The sequence below is a fragment of the Maribacter confluentis genome (assembly GCF_030505015.1).
Taxonomy (GTDB): Bacteria; Bacteroidota; Bacteroidia; order Flavobacteriales; family Flavobacteriaceae; genus Maribacter; species Maribacter sedimenticola.
Window position 1 is genome coordinate 2,623,654 of the sequence record NZ_JAUKUC010000001.1, and the last position, 16,040, is coordinate 2,639,693.

14 protein-coding genes and 1 CRISPR repeat array are annotated in these 16,040 nt (G+C 35.4%); of the genes, 7 read left to right on the forward strand and 7 right to left on the reverse strand.

Going from position 1 to position 16,040, the window contains the following annotated elements; all coding sequences use genetic code 11:
• The 4 genes from cas1 (at nt 1) to Q2T41_RS11480 (ending at nt 4,680) form a co-directional block, all read left to right on the forward strand.
• Nucleotides 1-894, forward strand: a complete 894-nt coding sequence (gene cas1, locus Q2T41_RS11465) for a type II CRISPR-associated endonuclease Cas1 (RefSeq protein ID WP_304436200.1) — start codon at nt 1-3, stop codon at nt 892-894.
• Between the two features lie 38 nt (nt 895-932).
• The gene (gene cas2, locus Q2T41_RS11470; RefSeq protein WP_304437436.1) at nt 933-1,280 is read left to right on the forward strand and encodes a CRISPR-associated endonuclease Cas2; all 348 of its coding nucleotides are present in this window, start codon (nt 933-935) and stop codon (nt 1,278-1,280) included.
• A gap of 109 nt (nt 1,281-1,389) precedes the next feature.
• A CRISPR array of direct repeats spans nt 1,390-3,485; the repeat unit is 46 nt; unit sequence ACTGTGAATCCTCAATAAAATTAAAGAACTGAAAGCAATTCACAAC.
• A gap of 73 nt (nt 3,486-3,558) precedes the next feature.
• Entirely contained in the window at nt 3,559-3,699 is a 141-nt protein-coding gene (locus tag Q2T41_RS11475; RefSeq protein WP_304436201.1) for a hypothetical protein, read from the forward strand.
• A gap of 612 nt (nt 3,700-4,311) precedes the next feature.
• Entirely contained in the window at nt 4,312-4,680 is a 369-nt protein-coding gene (locus Q2T41_RS11480; RefSeq protein WP_304436202.1) for a bacteriocin immunity protein, read from the forward strand.
• Between the two features lie 231 nt (nt 4,681-4,911).
• Here Q2T41_RS11480 and Q2T41_RS11485 read toward each other — a convergent pair whose 3' ends face one another.
• The 7 genes from Q2T41_RS11485 to Q2T41_RS11515 form a co-directional block, all read right to left on the reverse strand.
• Nucleotides 4,912-6,204: a DUF3987 domain-containing protein gene (locus Q2T41_RS11485; RefSeq protein WP_304436203.1), complete on the reverse strand. Its 1,293-nt coding sequence runs from the start codon at nt 6,202-6,204 to the stop codon at nt 4,912-4,914.
• Nucleotides 6,186-6,596 (reverse strand): hypothetical protein, encoded by a 411-nt coding sequence (locus Q2T41_RS11490; protein WP_304436204.1) that lies wholly within the window; start codon nt 6,594-6,596, stop codon nt 6,186-6,188. Before Q2T41_RS11490 ends, Q2T41_RS11485 begins: the two co-directional genes overlap by 19 nt.
• A 162-nt stretch (nt 6,597-6,758) precedes the next feature.
• The gene (locus Q2T41_RS11495; protein ID WP_304436205.1) at nt 6,759-7,040 is read right to left on the reverse strand and encodes a helix-turn-helix domain-containing protein; all 282 of its coding nucleotides are present in this window, start codon (nt 7,038-7,040) and stop codon (nt 6,759-6,761) included.
• 79 nt (nt 7,041-7,119) lie between these two features.
• A complete protein-coding gene (locus Q2T41_RS11500; protein ID WP_304436206.1) occupies nt 7,120-8,229 on the reverse strand; it encodes a hypothetical protein in 1,110 nt (369 codons plus the stop codon).
• A gap of 13 nt (nt 8,230-8,242) precedes the next feature.
• Entirely contained in the window at nt 8,243-9,511 is a 1,269-nt protein-coding gene (locus Q2T41_RS11505) for a site-specific integrase (protein ID WP_304436207.1), read from the reverse strand.
• A 427-nt stretch (nt 9,512-9,938) separates the two neighbouring features.
• On the reverse strand, nt 9,939-11,036 hold the full coding sequence (locus Q2T41_RS11510; RefSeq protein WP_367186861.1) for a sialidase family protein: 1,098 nt from the start codon (nt 11,034-11,036) through the stop codon (nt 9,939-9,941).
• Between the two features lie 11 nt (nt 11,037-11,047).
• Nucleotides 11,048-12,466, reverse strand: a complete 1,419-nt coding sequence (locus Q2T41_RS11515; protein ID WP_304436209.1) for an alpha-L-fucosidase — start codon at nt 12,464-12,466, stop codon at nt 11,048-11,050.
• A gap of 450 nt (nt 12,467-12,916) precedes the next feature.
• Between Q2T41_RS11515 and Q2T41_RS11520 the strand changes: the two genes are divergently transcribed.
• Genes Q2T41_RS11520 through Q2T41_RS11530 form a run of 3 tightly spaced genes read left to right on the forward strand, consistent with a single transcriptional unit; the run spans nt 12,917 to nt 15,975 of the window.
• Complete coding sequence (locus Q2T41_RS11520) at nt 12,917-14,275, forward strand: Gfo/Idh/MocA family protein (RefSeq protein WP_304436210.1); 1,359 nt, start codon at nt 12,917-12,919, stop codon at nt 14,273-14,275.
• Between the two features lie 12 nt (nt 14,276-14,287).
• Nucleotides 14,288-15,364: a DUF6807 domain-containing protein gene (locus Q2T41_RS11525; RefSeq protein ID WP_304436211.1), complete on the forward strand. Its 1,077-nt coding sequence runs from the start codon at nt 14,288-14,290 to the stop codon at nt 15,362-15,364.
• 5 nt (nt 15,365-15,369) lie between these two features.
• Complete coding sequence (locus Q2T41_RS11530) at nt 15,370-15,975, forward strand: 3-keto-disaccharide hydrolase (RefSeq protein ID WP_304436212.1); 606 nt, start codon at nt 15,370-15,372, stop codon at nt 15,973-15,975.
• The last annotated feature ends 65 nt before the right edge of the window (nt 15,976-16,040 follow it).

A 16,040-nucleotide genomic window follows, 5' to 3' on the forward strand; every position in this document is an offset into this window, starting at 1 on the left:
ATGATTAAACGAACCTTGTTTTTCGGAAATCCCGCCTATTTGAGCACTAAAAACGAACAATTGGCAATCAATTTTCCTGAAGAGAATAAGGGTGAGGTAACTATCCCTATTGAAGATTTGGGCTATGTGGTGCTAGAAAACCAGCAGATTACCGTTACCAATGGCTTGTTAATGAAACTGGTGCAGAACAAAACGGCGGTCATTACCTGTGACCAACAGCATTTGCCCAATGGATTTTTACAACCCTTGGTGGGGCATACGGAACAAACGGAGCGCATGCGCCATCAACTGAATGCCAGTGTGCCCTTAAAAAAGCAGTTATGGCAGCAAACGGTCATGGCAAAAATAGAGAACCAGGGCAATCATTTGCTGCAACGGGGCAAAAATGCCCTAAAATTAAGACGGTGGGCAAAAGACGTTAAAAGTGGTGATGGGGAAAACCATGAGGCCTATGCCGCGGCATACTATTTTCAGCACCTTTTTGATATAGAAAATTTTAGCCGCAACCAAAAGGGTATTGCGCCCAATAACTTGCTCAACTATGGCTACGCCATACTTAGGGCGGTTACCGCTAGGGCATTGTGTAGTAGTGGGCTATTACCCGCTGTGGGCATTTTTCATAGAAACAAGTACAATGCCTTTTGTTTGGCAGATGATATTATGGAGCCTTATCGCCCTTATGTGGATCTTTTGGTCTATGATATTGTAGAGACCGGTTGTCCCATTGAGGAACTTACTACGCATTTAAAAAAGGAATTATTGGGCATACCTGCCATTGATGTCATTATAGACCGTAAGCAAAGCCCTTTAATGAACGCCATGAGCCGTACCACCAATAGTTTGTACGAGTGTTTTGAGGGCAGTAGTAGAAAATTGTTGTTCCCTCAGTTGTAGTTGTTACAGCGGTGGTTTACAGCAAAAGGTAGAGTATGATGAACCAAAATAGATTTGAACGGCTTAACCAATACAGGTGTATGTGGGTACTAGTATTTTTTGATCTGCCAACGGAAACCATAATGGAACGCAAACATGCCGCTAGGTTCAGAAAAGATTTATTGAACGACGGGTTTACCATGTTTCAGTTTAGTATCTATATGCGGTTTTGTCCTAGCCGAGAAAATGCCTATGTGCATATAAAACGTACAAAAAATGCATTGCCCAAAAAAGGCAAGGTGGGTATCATGCAAATAACCGATAAGCAATTTGGTATGATCGAGCTGTTTCATGGCAGAAAGGAACAACCGCCCGACACCCCAAGCCAACAACTGGAACTATTCTGAATTAAAAAAAAGGATTATCAACCAGTATTCGGTATACATTTAAGGTGCTTATTTTATAATCCTAAAAAAGGGGTTAAATAACAGTATACCAACTTTTTACAGCTGGTATACTGTGAATCCTCAATAAAATTAAAGAACTGAAAGCAATTCACAACGTATGACTCGTTTTTATATATGTCCGATAAACTGTGAATCCTCAATAAAATTAAAGAACTGAAAGCAATTCACAACGGTGTACAGTCACTTTGTAGGCGATATGCAACTGTGAATCCTCAATAAAATTAAAGAACTGAAAGCAATTCACAACCTTTGGATACGGTAGACAAACATCTTTATGACTGTGAATCCTCAATAAAATTAAAGAACTGAAAGCAATTCACAACATGGAGATTACGTTAAACAATAGAAAATGAACTGTGAATCCTCAATAAAATTAAAGAACTGAAAGCAATTCACAACCTTTGAATTGGTTGCGCTTGCAGGTGGCGGACTGTGAATCCTCAATAAAATTAAAGAACTGAAAGCAATTCACAACTACAAAAGGTTGGTTAGTTAGGTTTGGTTTACTGTGAATCCTCAATAAAATTAAAGAACTGAAAGCAATTCACAACTGGTAGTTCTTTGTTATACGCAATGGATAGACTGTGAATCCTCAATAAAATTAAAGAACTGAAAGCAATTCACAACCCGCATATAAGGCTACATCATCCGTATCATACTGTGAATCCTCAATAAAATTAAAGAACTGAAAGCAATTCACAACTGGGTAGGTTTTTGGACAACATACAAAAATACTGTGAATCCTCAATAAAATTAAAGAACTGAAAGCAATTCACAACTACTATGGAGTATGTGATTATAATTCTTAACTGTGAATCCTCAATAAAATTAAAGAACTGAAAGCAATTCACAACTGGTAAGGTTGGATATGGTAGCATCTACCTACTGTGAATCCTCAATAAAATTAAAGAACTGAAAGCAATTCACAACTAGAAAAGGTAAGCGAGATTAAAAGCGATAACTGTGAATCCTCAATAAAATTAAAGAACTGAAAGCAATTCACAACTACAACTTTCCAACTATGTTAAACCCGTGGACTGTGAATCCTCAATAAAATTAAAGAACTGAAAGCAATTCACAACTGTAGGTCTAGTGCCTTTAAATGGTGATAGACTGTGAATCCTCAATAAAATTAAAGAACTGAAAGCAATTCACAACTATACCGGTTCGCGGTCTTGGTAATCTGGAACTGTGAATCCTCAATAAAATTAAAGAACTGAAAGCAATTCACAACTGTTGGGTGCCGCACTTATTCCAAATAAAAACTGTGAATCCTCAATAAAATTAAAGAACTGAAAGCAATTCACAACGAACCCGCAATCTCTTCCGTGACAGGGAAGACTGTGAATCCTCAATAAAATTAAAGAACTGAAAGCAATTCACAACTGAGTACCAGGAGCGTGTGTTCACAAACCAACTGTGAATCCTCAATAAAATTAAAGAACTGCAAGCAATTCACAACCTGTTAAAGGGCAGCGTTTTTTTGTAGTTGACTGTGAATCCTCAATAAAATTAAAGAACTGAAAGCAATTCACAACTAGCTTATTACCAAAATGGAACAACACCTGACTGTGAATCCTCAATAAAATTAAAGAACTGAAAGCAATTCACAACGATGCGTTAAGTGTTACCCTCACAAACGCCACTGTGAATCCTCAATAAAATTAAAGAACTGAAAGCAATTCACAACCAGGAAAGTGGCTGTGTTTTTTTAGCTTGGACTGTGAATCCTCAATAAAATTAAAGAACTGAAAGCAATTCACAACAGTGGTGGATCAGATGTTTGGGTAGATGCAACTGTGAATCCTCAATAAAATTAAAGAACTGAAAGCAATTCACAACCAGTAATACCAATAGATTCGATATTGCAACACTGTGAATCCTCAATAAAATTAAAGAACTGAAAGCAATTCACAACTTTGATTTGGTTGGTTCAACAAATGCCCCTACTGTGAATCCTCAATAAAATTAAAGAACTGAAAGCAATTCACAACGGCTCCATGTAGTTGGTACTCCCTAATGTACTGTGAATCCTCAATAAAATTAAAGAACTGAATGCAATTCACAACTATCCTGCCATTTGTATATGTTTATTTTAAACTGTGAATCCTCAATAAAATTAAAGAACTGATAGCAATTACCCTCAACAAATTCGAATTACCCGATTGCCTACCCGAAACGGCCATAGTGTTACCCTGAACAAATTCGACTTGCCCGATTGCTTACCCTAAGCGGCCATGGTGTTACCCTGAACAATATTGGACCTGGCCGATTGCTTACCCTAAACGGCCATGGTGTTACCCTGAAGAAATTTGACTTACCCGATTGCCTACCCGAAACGGCCATAGTGTTACCCTGAACAATTTTCGACTTACCCGATTGCCTACCATAAAGGGCCATGGTGTTACCCTGAACAAAATTTAACCTACCCGATCGGCTACCCTAATCGGCCATCGTATTACCCTGAGCAATATTCGACTTACCCGATTACCTACCCGAAACGGCCATAGTGTTACCCTGAACAAATTTGACTAACCCGATTGCCTACCCTAAACGGCCATAGTGTTGCCCTGAACAAATTTGACTTACCCGATTGCCTACCCTAAAGAGCCATGGTGTTACCCTAAACAATATTAGCCGTGTTACCCTGAATAATATTCGATTTACCCGATTGCTTACCCTAAGAGCCATAGTGTTACCCTGAGCAATATTCGACTTACCCGATTACCTACCCGAAACGGCAATAGTGTTACCCTAAACAAATTTGACTTACCCGATTGCCTAACCTAAACGGCCATAGTGTTACCCTGAAAAATATTTAACCTACCCGAAACGACCAATGAATTATCCAATTATTAATAATATATAATTGAGTTATATTAAAGCCGCATAGATTAGAGTAATTCTATTTTTTTGAAAAAGACTGTTAACTTCTAGACTTGGACTTTTATAATCTTTTTAAAATGCAAAAATGCAGCCATTTAACCTCTATAAGACAAATGCTAAAAGAAATATTATTATTTTGTTTTTGAAAAAATTAAGATACCCAAAAATTTTATTGACTTTATGTATTCCTACGGTTATGGCTAATAATCAAAAAAAATTAAGTAGAAAGGAACTAATTGAATTAGGAAATAAAATAATCAATTGTGAAGGTACAGAGGACGAACTTGATGAAATGATTGATTTATTTAATAGTAATGTACCCCATCCAAATGGTGCAAATTTATTTTATTATCCAGAAAAATATAACTCAAAAAAAAATGATATTTCTAAATACAACCCTACTGTTGAAGAAGTAGTTGACAAAGCATTAAGTTATAAACCAATAAAGTTTTAAAGCTCAAGGAATGATGGAAGCTAGTAAAAAATTAGATATGAATCTTTGGCAAATCTTTAGTTGAATTTTTTTCTTCTTTTTTTTGTGAAAATGAGTAACCTTGGATATCAATTTCTAATATTAAGGAAATGTTGGTATTTGCAAAGGATAATTCAATTAAGGAAACCGGAAACTAGAAACTTATATAGGATTTAGCATTAAGTATAGTAAATAAAAGGAATGCGGTGATTTTTAGAGTTGGTTTCCAGTTTCCAGTTTCTTTTCCATGTCCGTTAAATATTTATTCCAAATTTTGGAAACTTGTCCTTTTGAGAGACCCGTAATAGCAATAATATCTTTTTGTGATGCACCGTTATTAATAGCTTGTTTAAATAGCTCATTTCTAAACGTTTTTTCATCAATAGCGTTTACGCTTGAAGAGGTAATCATTTTGAAATTCGAAAAATAAAATTCATTGGCACAAATTGCTAAATCTATTGTTTCAATGGTTATAGGATTTTGGAAGCCACTTTCAGAAGAGTGTACCATAAGGTGTAATACCACTACTAATTTATAAATATTGATTTGCATTTTAGAGTTGTATTCTTTTAGAACATATGGTAAGTTTTGTTGCTTTATTATTAAATTTTGTACATATTCATGCAGCATTTCTTCAGCACCATCGTTTAATATCAACGATAGGGATGTTTTATCATCCTCAATCGCTTTACGGTAGTGTAGTAGGTTCTCAAGGCTGTTCCGATAGTTAGCTAGGGTTTCACTTGACAATTTTGACTTAGATAGCTTATTATTTGTAGTAAGTCTTAGCGTAAATAGTATTCTATCAATAAAACCACTTTCCAAATTTCCATGAGCAAAAAGCTTAGGAAGCAACTGCGTTTGTATTGAGCCCAGTATCGTTGGAAACGATTCTTTCATTCTATAACTGTCAGTCGTTTTTCTCGAAATATCAATATGTTGATTGGTAAAACCTTGTAGTAAAAAGGTGTTCCATTGTGAACCTTCGCTGTTGCTTTTATTGGATATTTTATCAATTAAAGAAACAAGTTCATCTACAAATACCCCTAATGAATATGGGTTTTTAAAATGCGCAAACATTGCCGCTTCTATAGTGGAATTTTGTACTAATAACTGTTTCCTGTCAACATTGTCTTCTTCTGTAGTTAGCGGTGATTGATTTTCTTTCTTTTGGTTTTCAAATGCCTCATAAGCTTTATGGTCACTTGAGTTTAAAGCCTCTGTGGCTAAGCTCATCGCCGGTGATTTGCTATCTCCTCGACTGCCTATTAAGGCTAAATATAAATTGCCATAATTTGTGTAGCCACCCGACTTTAAGTTAAACGCAAGCCCTGCAGCGTTGCTAAAGGCAAATAGCATGGAGCTTAACAAGTATTCTTTTGGTATTCTTTTATAAATAAATGCCTGCTCTATAAATTCCGTATGTTCTTTTGGCAACTTGTCAATAACTCTATGTAGTTGTTTAAGAGCGGTTTCCTTTTCCTTTTTTAGTTTATTCTGCTGCATTCTAATATTTCTTTGATGGATAATTTTAATCCGTGTTCAACTTCACTAATGCTCCATGGGTTGCCCATGAAGATTTCGTGATTACCGCTTAGTCTGAGTGACTTTTCTAATTTCAAGAGGATTTTATCTCTTTCTAACTTACTAAGCATTTGAGGGTGCTTATTATTTGGGTATCCAACTGAATCTAATAAGTCAGCTCTCAACCTGTCATTCATACTAGCTGTCAATTGCTCTACCCCAACTTGAAAAGGTTGGCTAATTATATGATGAAGCTCTCTGTGCGGTATAGCATTATCGATATTGACATTGTATTTATTCAAAAGTTTTTCTAAAGTATAGGTATATAGATTTGCAAGAGGAAGATTGTTATTTATAACTTGGTCTAATTGCATGATGATTGGGTTTTAGCATTAATAGATTTTAACAGTAATCTTTTGAACTCTATATTTTTTATTAGGTAGTTTAAGCCAACGCAAAGTTTAATAGGGTAGGAGTGCCTATTTTCTGGCGGTGAGTAGTTGTACTCAAGGGTTAGTGGTTTCATGAGGATTTGCTTAAAATTGATTCATCTTTTTCAGAGCCAATAAAACCTCACTTTTTTTGTACCTAACTTTTGTTCCAATACGATACGCTGGTATTATATTGTCCTTGGTATACTTCCATAAGGTGACAAGGGAAATAGAGAGCATTTCTGCAGTTTCTTCTCTTGTAAGTAAAGTTTCATTTGTATGTAAACTATCACTATGTTTTAAAAAAATGTTTTCAACTTTGTCGACAACTCTATCGATTAAGATATTTGATTCAATATTTTCTATTGAAAGGATTTGTTTGGTCATGACCTTAAAATTTATACGTTTATAAGGCCGAAATTAATTTGGAGAGGTTGTTTTGAAATTGTTGAGTATGCTCAGAGTACTACTCAATGGATTTAATTAGAGTCATTATTTGAGACTGTTTTTTTAAAATTTTATTTCGAATTTCTTGAGTTTTGTTGTTGTATTCAATTTCTTTATGGGAAAGTAGTAGGTTGTTCTTGTCATTGGTTTTTTTTATAAACCTCCGGTTATACTCGCTTATTTTTTTTCTTAAATTGGTTAAATGAGTTCCAGAAATTGAATGTAAGAGTCTAGCCCATTCAGAATGATTATTTTCTAATTCTGAATAATCATCAACATTCATATTTATAATTTTTTCTAAAGCATCAATTTGTTCTAATTCATTTTGATTTTGACCAGCTGTAATTAGGTTTAAGAATTGAAGCTTCTTTTTAAGATTGAAGGAATCAAAATCATGAAATAAATTTCTTAAACACTCAATGTAAATTACTTGCTCTAATGGCGGCATTTTTGAAATTATTTTTCCTTTATTAGGCTCTTTTAGGTGTTTTAATATTTCTTTTAAAAGCGGAATGAATCTATATGCTTTTTCAAAATCTATCCATTGTTGAATGTCTATTCCCAAAAAAGGATATTCGGAAAAGTGAATAATGGGGTTTTCTATATTATCTAGTGATGGGGCGAGTGTGGGGTTGATTAACTTATTGAGTCTATGGCGATTTCTTTCATTATAAAACCAAATTACTTCAAAACGATGATTGAACCTGTTAGCGCCATAGCTCAAATTATAATACTCTCTACCGAAATCTTCTTTTTTTAAGTTATGGCAGAAAATAATATTATCTTCTACTAATTCTATGACCCTATCAATGTTTCCAGTGTCATTTGTATCAACTATTTGCTTGAATAATTCTTTAGCATTGCCCTCGACTAGAGGTTTGACCTCTGTATGAAATATATAATTTGATGCTTCTGTCCTATATTCTTTACTTCTAATTTTAATATTATACTTGGATTCAAATTCTTTACGGGTATAGTTCTGCGTATAATCCGGATCATAATTCGATATTGCCCATTTTAACTTATCTAGGGAATAATTTTCTTTTCCTCGATTAATTTCTAATTGTAAATTATTTAATAATTCAGATAGCTTAGAATTTAATTGAGTTTTAGGTGAAATTTTAGACATGCTAGATATATGATTAATTAAGTTTGGAACTTTCGGTTTTCCAATGGTCACTTATCATTTTGATATGCTCATCTTGGCTAGCCTTGATATACGAATTGAACTGCTTTATGCTCCTATGCCCAGTAGCTTTCATTATGATAGATGGGGTAAATCCTGCTAGATAAAGATTGGTGGCTAACGACCTTCTGCATACATGAGATTTTATAAGTTCGTGCTTAGGGAATAGCCCCTCTTCTTTTCTGTTACCACCCTCCTTAATTTTAGAACCGAAGGTGAGTTCATCAATTTTCACTTTTTCACAAACCTCTTTTATGTAGAGGTTGAATTTTTGGTCTGATATTTTTGACGGTAATTCGCCGTTCCTTTTGTCAAGAATAGCTTCAAACTGTGGGTGTATTGGTATGGTTAGGTTTTGATTAGTTTTTGTTGTAGTTATATTGATTACGTTTCCAATTATATTTTCCTTGCTAATTCGAAGAAAGTCAGAAATTCTTAGCCCGGTTCTCAAACCAATAATAAACAAATCACGAGCATTGTCCAGTCTTGGTGATTTACTAAAATCGTGATTGAATATTCTATCGATTTCAGATTCATTTAGGTAAACTTCATGCGTTTCATTTTTCGGTGCAATGAAATTAGGACTTTTATACTGCGGGTTAACAGAGTAGCCTTCAAATTCAATTTCTCTGCAAAATGTTTTTATACGTGAAATTAATGCGCCTATAGAATTATTGTTTAAATTTTCAATATCCCTACAATAAGTGATGAACTTCTTATGAAATTTTAAATCAATATCTTCAAAACGATATTTATAATTTTGATGCTCTTCGAATGCTTTAAGCTTTTTTAACGCTGATTTGTAATTGGTAATTGATCTTGGTTTGATTTGCTTCCCTCTGTAGAGTCTAGTACTGGCATTGTCAACAAATCTTTGAGCCCACGGTACTAAATAGGCTTTATACTCCTCGTTTTCGTTTACTCTACCAAAATAGGTAGCTACATTTTCTTTCAACCAAGTTTTTGAAATGTGATTTTTACCGTTGTAGTCTTTGTTATAGCTGTCAAAAATATAAGTTTCTAACTTTGTAAGTTCAGAGTTAATGAAATCAATATTTGTAGTTGTTGCTTTGAGCTTTAATCTTTGTTTGCTGCTAGACCAATCTGATTTTAACGTACTGAATCCAGTTCGTGTTTTTTGGTCAATTCTATTGCTATCCCAAAACCTAACATAAATACTTAGATATTTCTTTTTTCCGTCTACTATGAAATATTTTAAATTCAAGCGCTAATTTTTTTGCCGATATTTTGCCGAAAAATACTTAATTATTATTAATTCGCTTTAATTTTCCTGAATTTTATTATTTATCGAATAATGGATGACACCCTAATTTTATTGGTGTTAACGCAGTATTGCTAGGTTAAGTTTGGCATGTGGATTAACTACGGTTATTACCGCCTCGAGTACAGATTAAAACCTCAACTATCTATTTCTTAGATTTTTGAGGTTTTTTTAATAATACCTATAAGAATAAATGAAGGTATCGCATTCTGCAACGTCATTAGCCATATTGTAGGTCAATTTTTCTAATTTTTATAGTGTATACTACACTTTTTTATCCCAAATCATTCCATAACTGAGCATCCAATAATGATTATAATGGTTTTATAAAGTGAACATCCTAATTATACTTTTAGGCCATTGCGTGTGTTTAATTTTCAAGTTTCAATTTCAAATATTTTATTCTTTCTCTATTGTAAGTATATGTAATATGAACAAAGCCATTTTTATCTTGTATGATTGCCGGGTAGCTAAATTCACCTTCTTTTTCATTTTCTAATTGTAAAACATCTTTCCAATGTACTCCGTCGATACTGTAGGCTAAATTCAATTTTTGTCTACCGTCAGACCAATCTTTTCCACTTAAAGTGGGGTTATAGACTAAAAGGAAATTACCATTATTTAGGGTTATGGCGTCTATACCACTATTAGGATTTTTGACTTCACTAGCAATTGCCTTAGACCAACTTTTACCAAAATCAGAACTAATACTTTCCATAATAACGTTTTTATTGCTTCTTAATAAAACCTTCAAAATATTATTTGGTAGTTGTATTACAGAAGGTTGAATTAATTTAACATCAGAATCAGAAGGTATTTCTGAACGTTTCCAGGTGTAGCCATCATCTTTAGATATTTCTATATGGGCTTTCCAAACTTCTCCATTGTCAGTTTCCATACTAGATGGCGATATAATTATTTCATCATTTATTTGAATAGGCTTGTTTTTGATTGGTCCTAAAATAGAATCTGGTAATCTTTGTGCATTAGACCAGTGAATTCCATTATCTGTTGAGGTTTTATACATTCCCCACCAAGTAGAAGGCGATGGGCGCATTTTGTAATATACGAAAAGTACACCTTTGTTATTTTCAAATAAAACGGGGTTCCATGTTGGGTAACTGAGGCTGTCATTTTGAAAACCATCTGCTATTTTTACGGGCGTTGACCAGGTATTATTTTTTAGGTAACTCGTATAAATACTTACATCAGGATGTCTCTCGTGTGTACCCGCAAACCATGATGCCATTAATTTGCCATTTTTTAAAGCTACAATTGTGGGGGCATGACATTGTAAAAATGGTGCTTTCTCAAATATAAATTCATCTGTTAATAATTGAATTTGAGGAAGTTCAGGTAGTTGGGAATTTTGCTGTGCGTATACTATTGAGGAGAATAATCCCAATAGTAAACAAAGGATTGAAAAGTATTTCTGTGTTAAATTAGACGTATTTACAGATTTAGTCAAAGTTTTAGTTTTTACTTGTTAAATGAAAATGCTAGCGCAGGTATGGTTTTTGATCTTAAGCTTTTTGGGAGCGAAACTTGAACCATACCATTTTTAAGCCTCCAATCTAATTTTTCTCCTGTTTCTAATAAGGTGATTTTAGACCCTTGTTTAGGAATATTTTTACCCCATGAAATTTGATTGGGTAATGCTTTGCCCTCTTTTAAAGGAATAAGTGCGAAATGTGTGTTTTCTTTTGTGGTGAAAAAGTTTTTGCCATCAGTATAGCTATCGGTTGTTTTAGTGCCATAAATAGCATCACCATTTTTAGAAAGCCATTCACCAATCGCTTCTAGTTTATTTACTGCTTCTAATGGGAGTAATCCGTCAGATTGCGGGCCTACACCAAGTAGCATATTGCCGCCTTTTGCGACAATTTCGATAAGAGAATGAATAACTTTAGTTGCAGACTTATAGTTGTCATTGGGTACGTAGCCCCATGCATTCCCTAAAGTAATACAACTTTCCCATGGGTTGTCTAATTTTGTTTCTGGAATTGAACGCTCAGGAGTTTGATAATTTTCATAAGGACCGTGTACGGTTCTGTCCGCAAAAATGATCCCGGGTTGTGCTTTACGGGCCATTTCCGCAATTTTTGGCATATTAATGTGTTGGTCCCATTCTGGTATTGGAGCGCCCCAGGCACGTACTTCATCGTTAACGGTTTCTCGTGGTCTTACCCACCCGCCATCTAGCCAAAGAATATCAATTTCACCATAATCGGTAACCAATTCATTTATTTGATTGTATGCAAAATCTTGAAAACGTTCCCATCGTTCTGGGTACTTTCTAATATCGTAATTTGGGTTGCGGTCTGGTGTAGCATATTTATCCCACCAGAAATCTTGTGAGTGCCAATCTGGTTTAGAGTAATAGGCGCCAATCATAAAATCTTTATTTCTGAAAGCATCGAACACATGTTTGGCGACATTTGCTTTTGGATGATTTTTAAATGGACCATTGGTGATTTTGTAATCTGTTTGTTGTGTGTCAAACATATTAAACCCGTCATGATGTTTGGTTGTAAAAACCACATATTTCATCCCTGCACTATCAGCGGCATCTGCCCAACTATCTGGATCAAAATTCACAGGATTAAAAACAGAACTCAAGTTCCAATACCATTTCTTATAATCGTTATAGGACATGCCTTCCGGTCTTTCCAGCCAAGCTTCTGAACATAACTGCCAGGACTCAATTATCCCCGGAACCGAGTAAACGCCCCAATGAATCAGCATACCAAATTTTTGATTTCCCCATTCCTTTAATTTCTGTTGTACCAAAGGGTCTGTTGGCGCTTCATAAATTGTTGATTTGCCATGAATATTGTCCACTTGGGAAAATGAAACCTGAACGAGTAGAAAAAGTAGGGGGAAAAAGATGCGCTTCATTGAATTATTTGTTTGGAATGTTGATTTGTAAAGATAGCTTATCAGCCAAAAACAAAGAAGCCTACATTAATATTGACCGGTAAAAATGGAGGGCATTGAATTTAAGTGGCGGGTTATTAGTAGCATAGCTTGATCACTATAATTGTAAAAATATATTGCATATCAATTTGCAGACCAATAACATTTAACAGCATTCGTTGCATAAAATATTATAATCAATGTAAATAATAATTATATTCGTAACCGTTAACGTTAACGTAAATAGTAAATCATATTTTTATATTGTCCAAAATATGAATTTATTAATTATATGATAATTGTGTGTATTGAGATATCATTGCCTTGGAACAATTGCACACCTGTTATTTCCAAGCAAAAAAGTTAATGCTAACCAATGAATAGATTTCAACCAAAACGTAATAATCAACAGAACATGTAAACTTTAATACAATGGAAAATAAAAGAAGGAATTTTATAAAGAAAACAGCCCTTGCATCCAGTGGTGTTTTTTTAGGTGCCAATGCAATGAGTGCTAGTAGTTATAGAAAGATTATTGGATCAAATGATAGGGTTAGAATAGGAATTGTTGGATTCTCAAATAGGGCTAAAAATGCCTTGATACCTGCTTTTAATGGCCATAGTAAAGCACAAAATTTTGAAATCGTTGGGGTGTCCGATATTTGGAACAGACGTAGGGACGAAGGAGTGGCCTATATCAATGAAATTACGGGTAATAAAATAAAGCAATGGCGCAATAATGAGGAAATGTATGCGGAGAATAAAATTGATGCAACCATCATTTCAACGGCAGACTTTCAACATGCCTTGCATACGGTACAGGCCGCCAATGCCAAAAAAGATGTGTATTGTGAAAAGCCCTTTGCGGAAACCATGGCCGATGCCAGAATTGGTATGAAAGCGGTAAAGGATTCAGGTATCGTTTTCCAAATAGGAAGTCAGCGAAGAAGTGGGGCCAATTACCATGCGGCCAATGACTTTATAAAGTCAGGAAAATTTGGCGATATCGTCATGGTAGAAATGACATGGAACGTTAACCAACCAGGCCGTTGGAGGTTGCCAAAACTTACAAGGGAGATACGACAATCTGATACCGATTGGAAAAGATATCAAATGAATAGACCTGAAGCGGCTTGGGACCCGAGAAAATATTTGGAGTATAGATTATTTTGGCCGTATTCATCCGGTATACCCGGTCAATGGATGTCGCATCAAATAGATACCGTACATTGGTTTTCTGGTTTAGACCACCCTAGAAGTGTTGCGGCTAACGGTGGTATCTACCTTTGGAAAGATGGTCGTAAAAATTTTGATACCATGTCCGCGGTTTTTGATTATGGACCTACAGATGATCTAGAATCCGGTTTTCAAGTCACTTATTCCTCCAGGTTTACAAATTCTGCCGGGGGTACAAAGGAAATCTACTATTCTAACGCTGGAGAATTGAACCTAGATACCAATAAAGTCAGCGACAATGGAGGTTTGGAAGAAAAATATGCCAGTGCCATGAATATGGAACCAAATAAACTAGAAGGTTTTAACCTCAGTGACAATGCCCCAAAGGTGGTAACCTCTGCAAATACCGGGGCGGACAACATGACCTCTATGCACATGTTAAATTGGATGGAATGTGTGAGAAGTCGTAAAGCTACCAACGAGCCAATTGAGGCAGGTTATAATCATTCCATTGCCAATATCATGACCACGGCAGCTTTAAGGACTGGATTAAAGGCAACTTTTGACGAGAAAACCCAAAATGTATTGGCTGGCGGAGAAATATTTCAATATTAAAAATTACCCTATATGTATAGAATAAAATATAGTGTTCTTTTATTCACCCTTGTTGTATTGTCCTCTTGCAAGGAGCAACAAAATAAAGGAACTTCTGAAAATATTAGCGACAAAGTAAATGTGCAAGACCCAGTAGTGACTTTTGAACATGACAAGGCGGCCAAAAAAGTAAAGGTAAGTTTAGACGGTACTCTTTTTACAAACTATATCTATGACGGTAAAACCCCTAAGCCCATATTATATCCTGTATTGACCCTAAGCGGAAAAACGTTGACCAGAGGTTTTCCTTTTGAACCAAGACCTGGTGAGCGTATTGACCATCCCCATCATGCGGGTTTATGGTTTAATTATGGAGATGTAAACGGTTTGGATTTTTGGAACAATTCCTATGCCATTCCAGATGCTGAAAAAGATAAATATGGCGGCATTGTCCATGATGAATTTTTGGAGATGGATGAAGACAAAGGGGTACTCAAGGTCAAGGCCTTTTGGCAAACTTCTACGAATGAAAATCTTTTGGAGGAAACCACCCAATTGACCTTTGCTCAAGTTGGTAATACAAGAATAATTGATCGTAACACCACTTTAAAGGCTTTAAAGGATATTGCTTTCAATGACAATAAGGAAGGAATGATAGGTATTAGGGTGGCCAGGGAAATGGAAATGCCAACGGATAAACCTGCTGAGTTTACAGATGCTGATGGCAATATAACCAAGGTTAAGGTTTTAAATAATGACGGAGTAGAGGGCAATTACATATCAAGTTCAGGTCTAACGGGGAATAAGGTTTGGGGTACCCGAAACGAGTGGGTGAAATTGGAAAGTAAACTAGAAAATGAACAGGTTTCCATAACCATAATTGATCATGAAGATAATGTAGGGTTTCCTACGTATTGGCATGCCCGCGATTATGGGTTGTTTGCTGCAAACCCGTTAGGTCAAGCCGTTTTTTCAGATGGTAAGGAATCCTTGAACTTTAAATTGAAAGAAGGGGAAAGTACTACTTTTAAGTACCGTATCCTTATACATAATGGATCAGCGTTAACGCCAGAAGAAATAACCAAATTGTTTACGGATTTTAATCAATAAAGGTCATGAAAGTTATTGTGCAAATTTTACTCCTTGTTCTTTTCGTACTTCCTGTGAACGGACAAACAGGGGATAATGCTTGGAAACCTATTTTTGATGGTAATGACCTTGAACAATGGCGCGTTCCAAAAAAGAATATTTGGTGGTCTATAGATAATAGAACCTTATGGGCCAAGAGCGATCCAGATAAAATTGGCTCTATTTTGTGGACCAAAAAATCATATACCGATTTTATGGTTCAAATGGATTTTAAATTTGGTGAGGGTGTAGTGGATACCGGTATATATATGAGAGGTGATAACCCTAGAAACGTGCAGGTGCAAATTGGTATATCTGGATCTTTGAAAAAGGATATGACAGCGTCGCCTTACGTGCCCACTTTAGGTTATCCGGTAGAAGCCTCTGGTGTTGATGCCCTGTTAGACCACAAGGGATGGAATACCATTAGGGCAATGACCATTGGCAATACCTATATTGTTTGGCTAAATGGGGTAGAGGTCATGAACTATGAGCTGGAAAAAGCCAATTTAAAAGGACCTATAGGATTACAGCTGCATCCGGGCAACGAAATGACCGTGCAGTTCAGGAATATTATGGTAAATGAACTTTAACCCATACAATTTGTGGAATAAATTTTCACGAAACCATATTGGGTAGTACCTTATCGCAGATAATT

What these genes read in the sequence shown, in the direction of transcription:
- Q2T41_RS11520 (WP_304436210.1), top strand. Translation starts at nt 12,917, where the DNA reads ATGGAAAATAAAAGAAGGAATTTTATAAAGAAAACAGCCCTTGCATCC.
- cas2 (WP_304437436.1), top strand. Translation starts at nt 933, where the DNA reads ATGAACCAAAATAGATTTGAACGGCTTAACCAATACAGGTGTATGTGG.
- Q2T41_RS11495 (WP_304436205.1), bottom strand. Translation starts at nt 7,040, where the DNA reads ATGACCAAACAAATCCTTTCAATAGAAAATATTGAATCAAATATCTTA.
- Q2T41_RS11515 (WP_304436209.1), bottom strand. Translation starts at nt 12,466, where the DNA reads ATGAAGCGCATCTTTTTCCCCCTACTTTTTCTACTCGTTCAGGTTTCA.
- Q2T41_RS11485 (WP_304436203.1), bottom strand. Translation starts at nt 6,204, where the DNA reads ATGCAGCAGAATAAACTAAAAAAGGAAAAGGAAACCGCTCTTAAACAA.
- Q2T41_RS11490 (WP_304436204.1), bottom strand. Translation starts at nt 6,596, where the DNA reads ATGCAATTAGACCAAGTTATAAATAACAATCTTCCTCTTGCAAATCTA.
- Q2T41_RS11530 (WP_304436212.1), top strand. Translation starts at nt 15,370, where the DNA reads ATGAAAGTTATTGTGCAAATTTTACTCCTTGTTCTTTTCGTACTTCCT.
- Q2T41_RS11480 (WP_304436202.1), top strand. Translation starts at nt 4,312, where the DNA reads ATGCAGCCATTTAACCTCTATAAGACAAATGCTAAAAGAAATATTATT.
- cas1 (WP_304436200.1), top strand. Translation starts at nt 1, where the DNA reads ATGATTAAACGAACCTTGTTTTTCGGAAATCCCGCCTATTTGAGCACT.
- Q2T41_RS11525 (WP_304436211.1), top strand. Translation starts at nt 14,288, where the DNA reads ATGTATAGAATAAAATATAGTGTTCTTTTATTCACCCTTGTTGTATTG.
- Q2T41_RS11500 (WP_304436206.1), bottom strand. Translation starts at nt 8,229, where the DNA reads ATGTCTAAAATTTCACCTAAAACTCAATTAAATTCTAAGCTATCTGAA.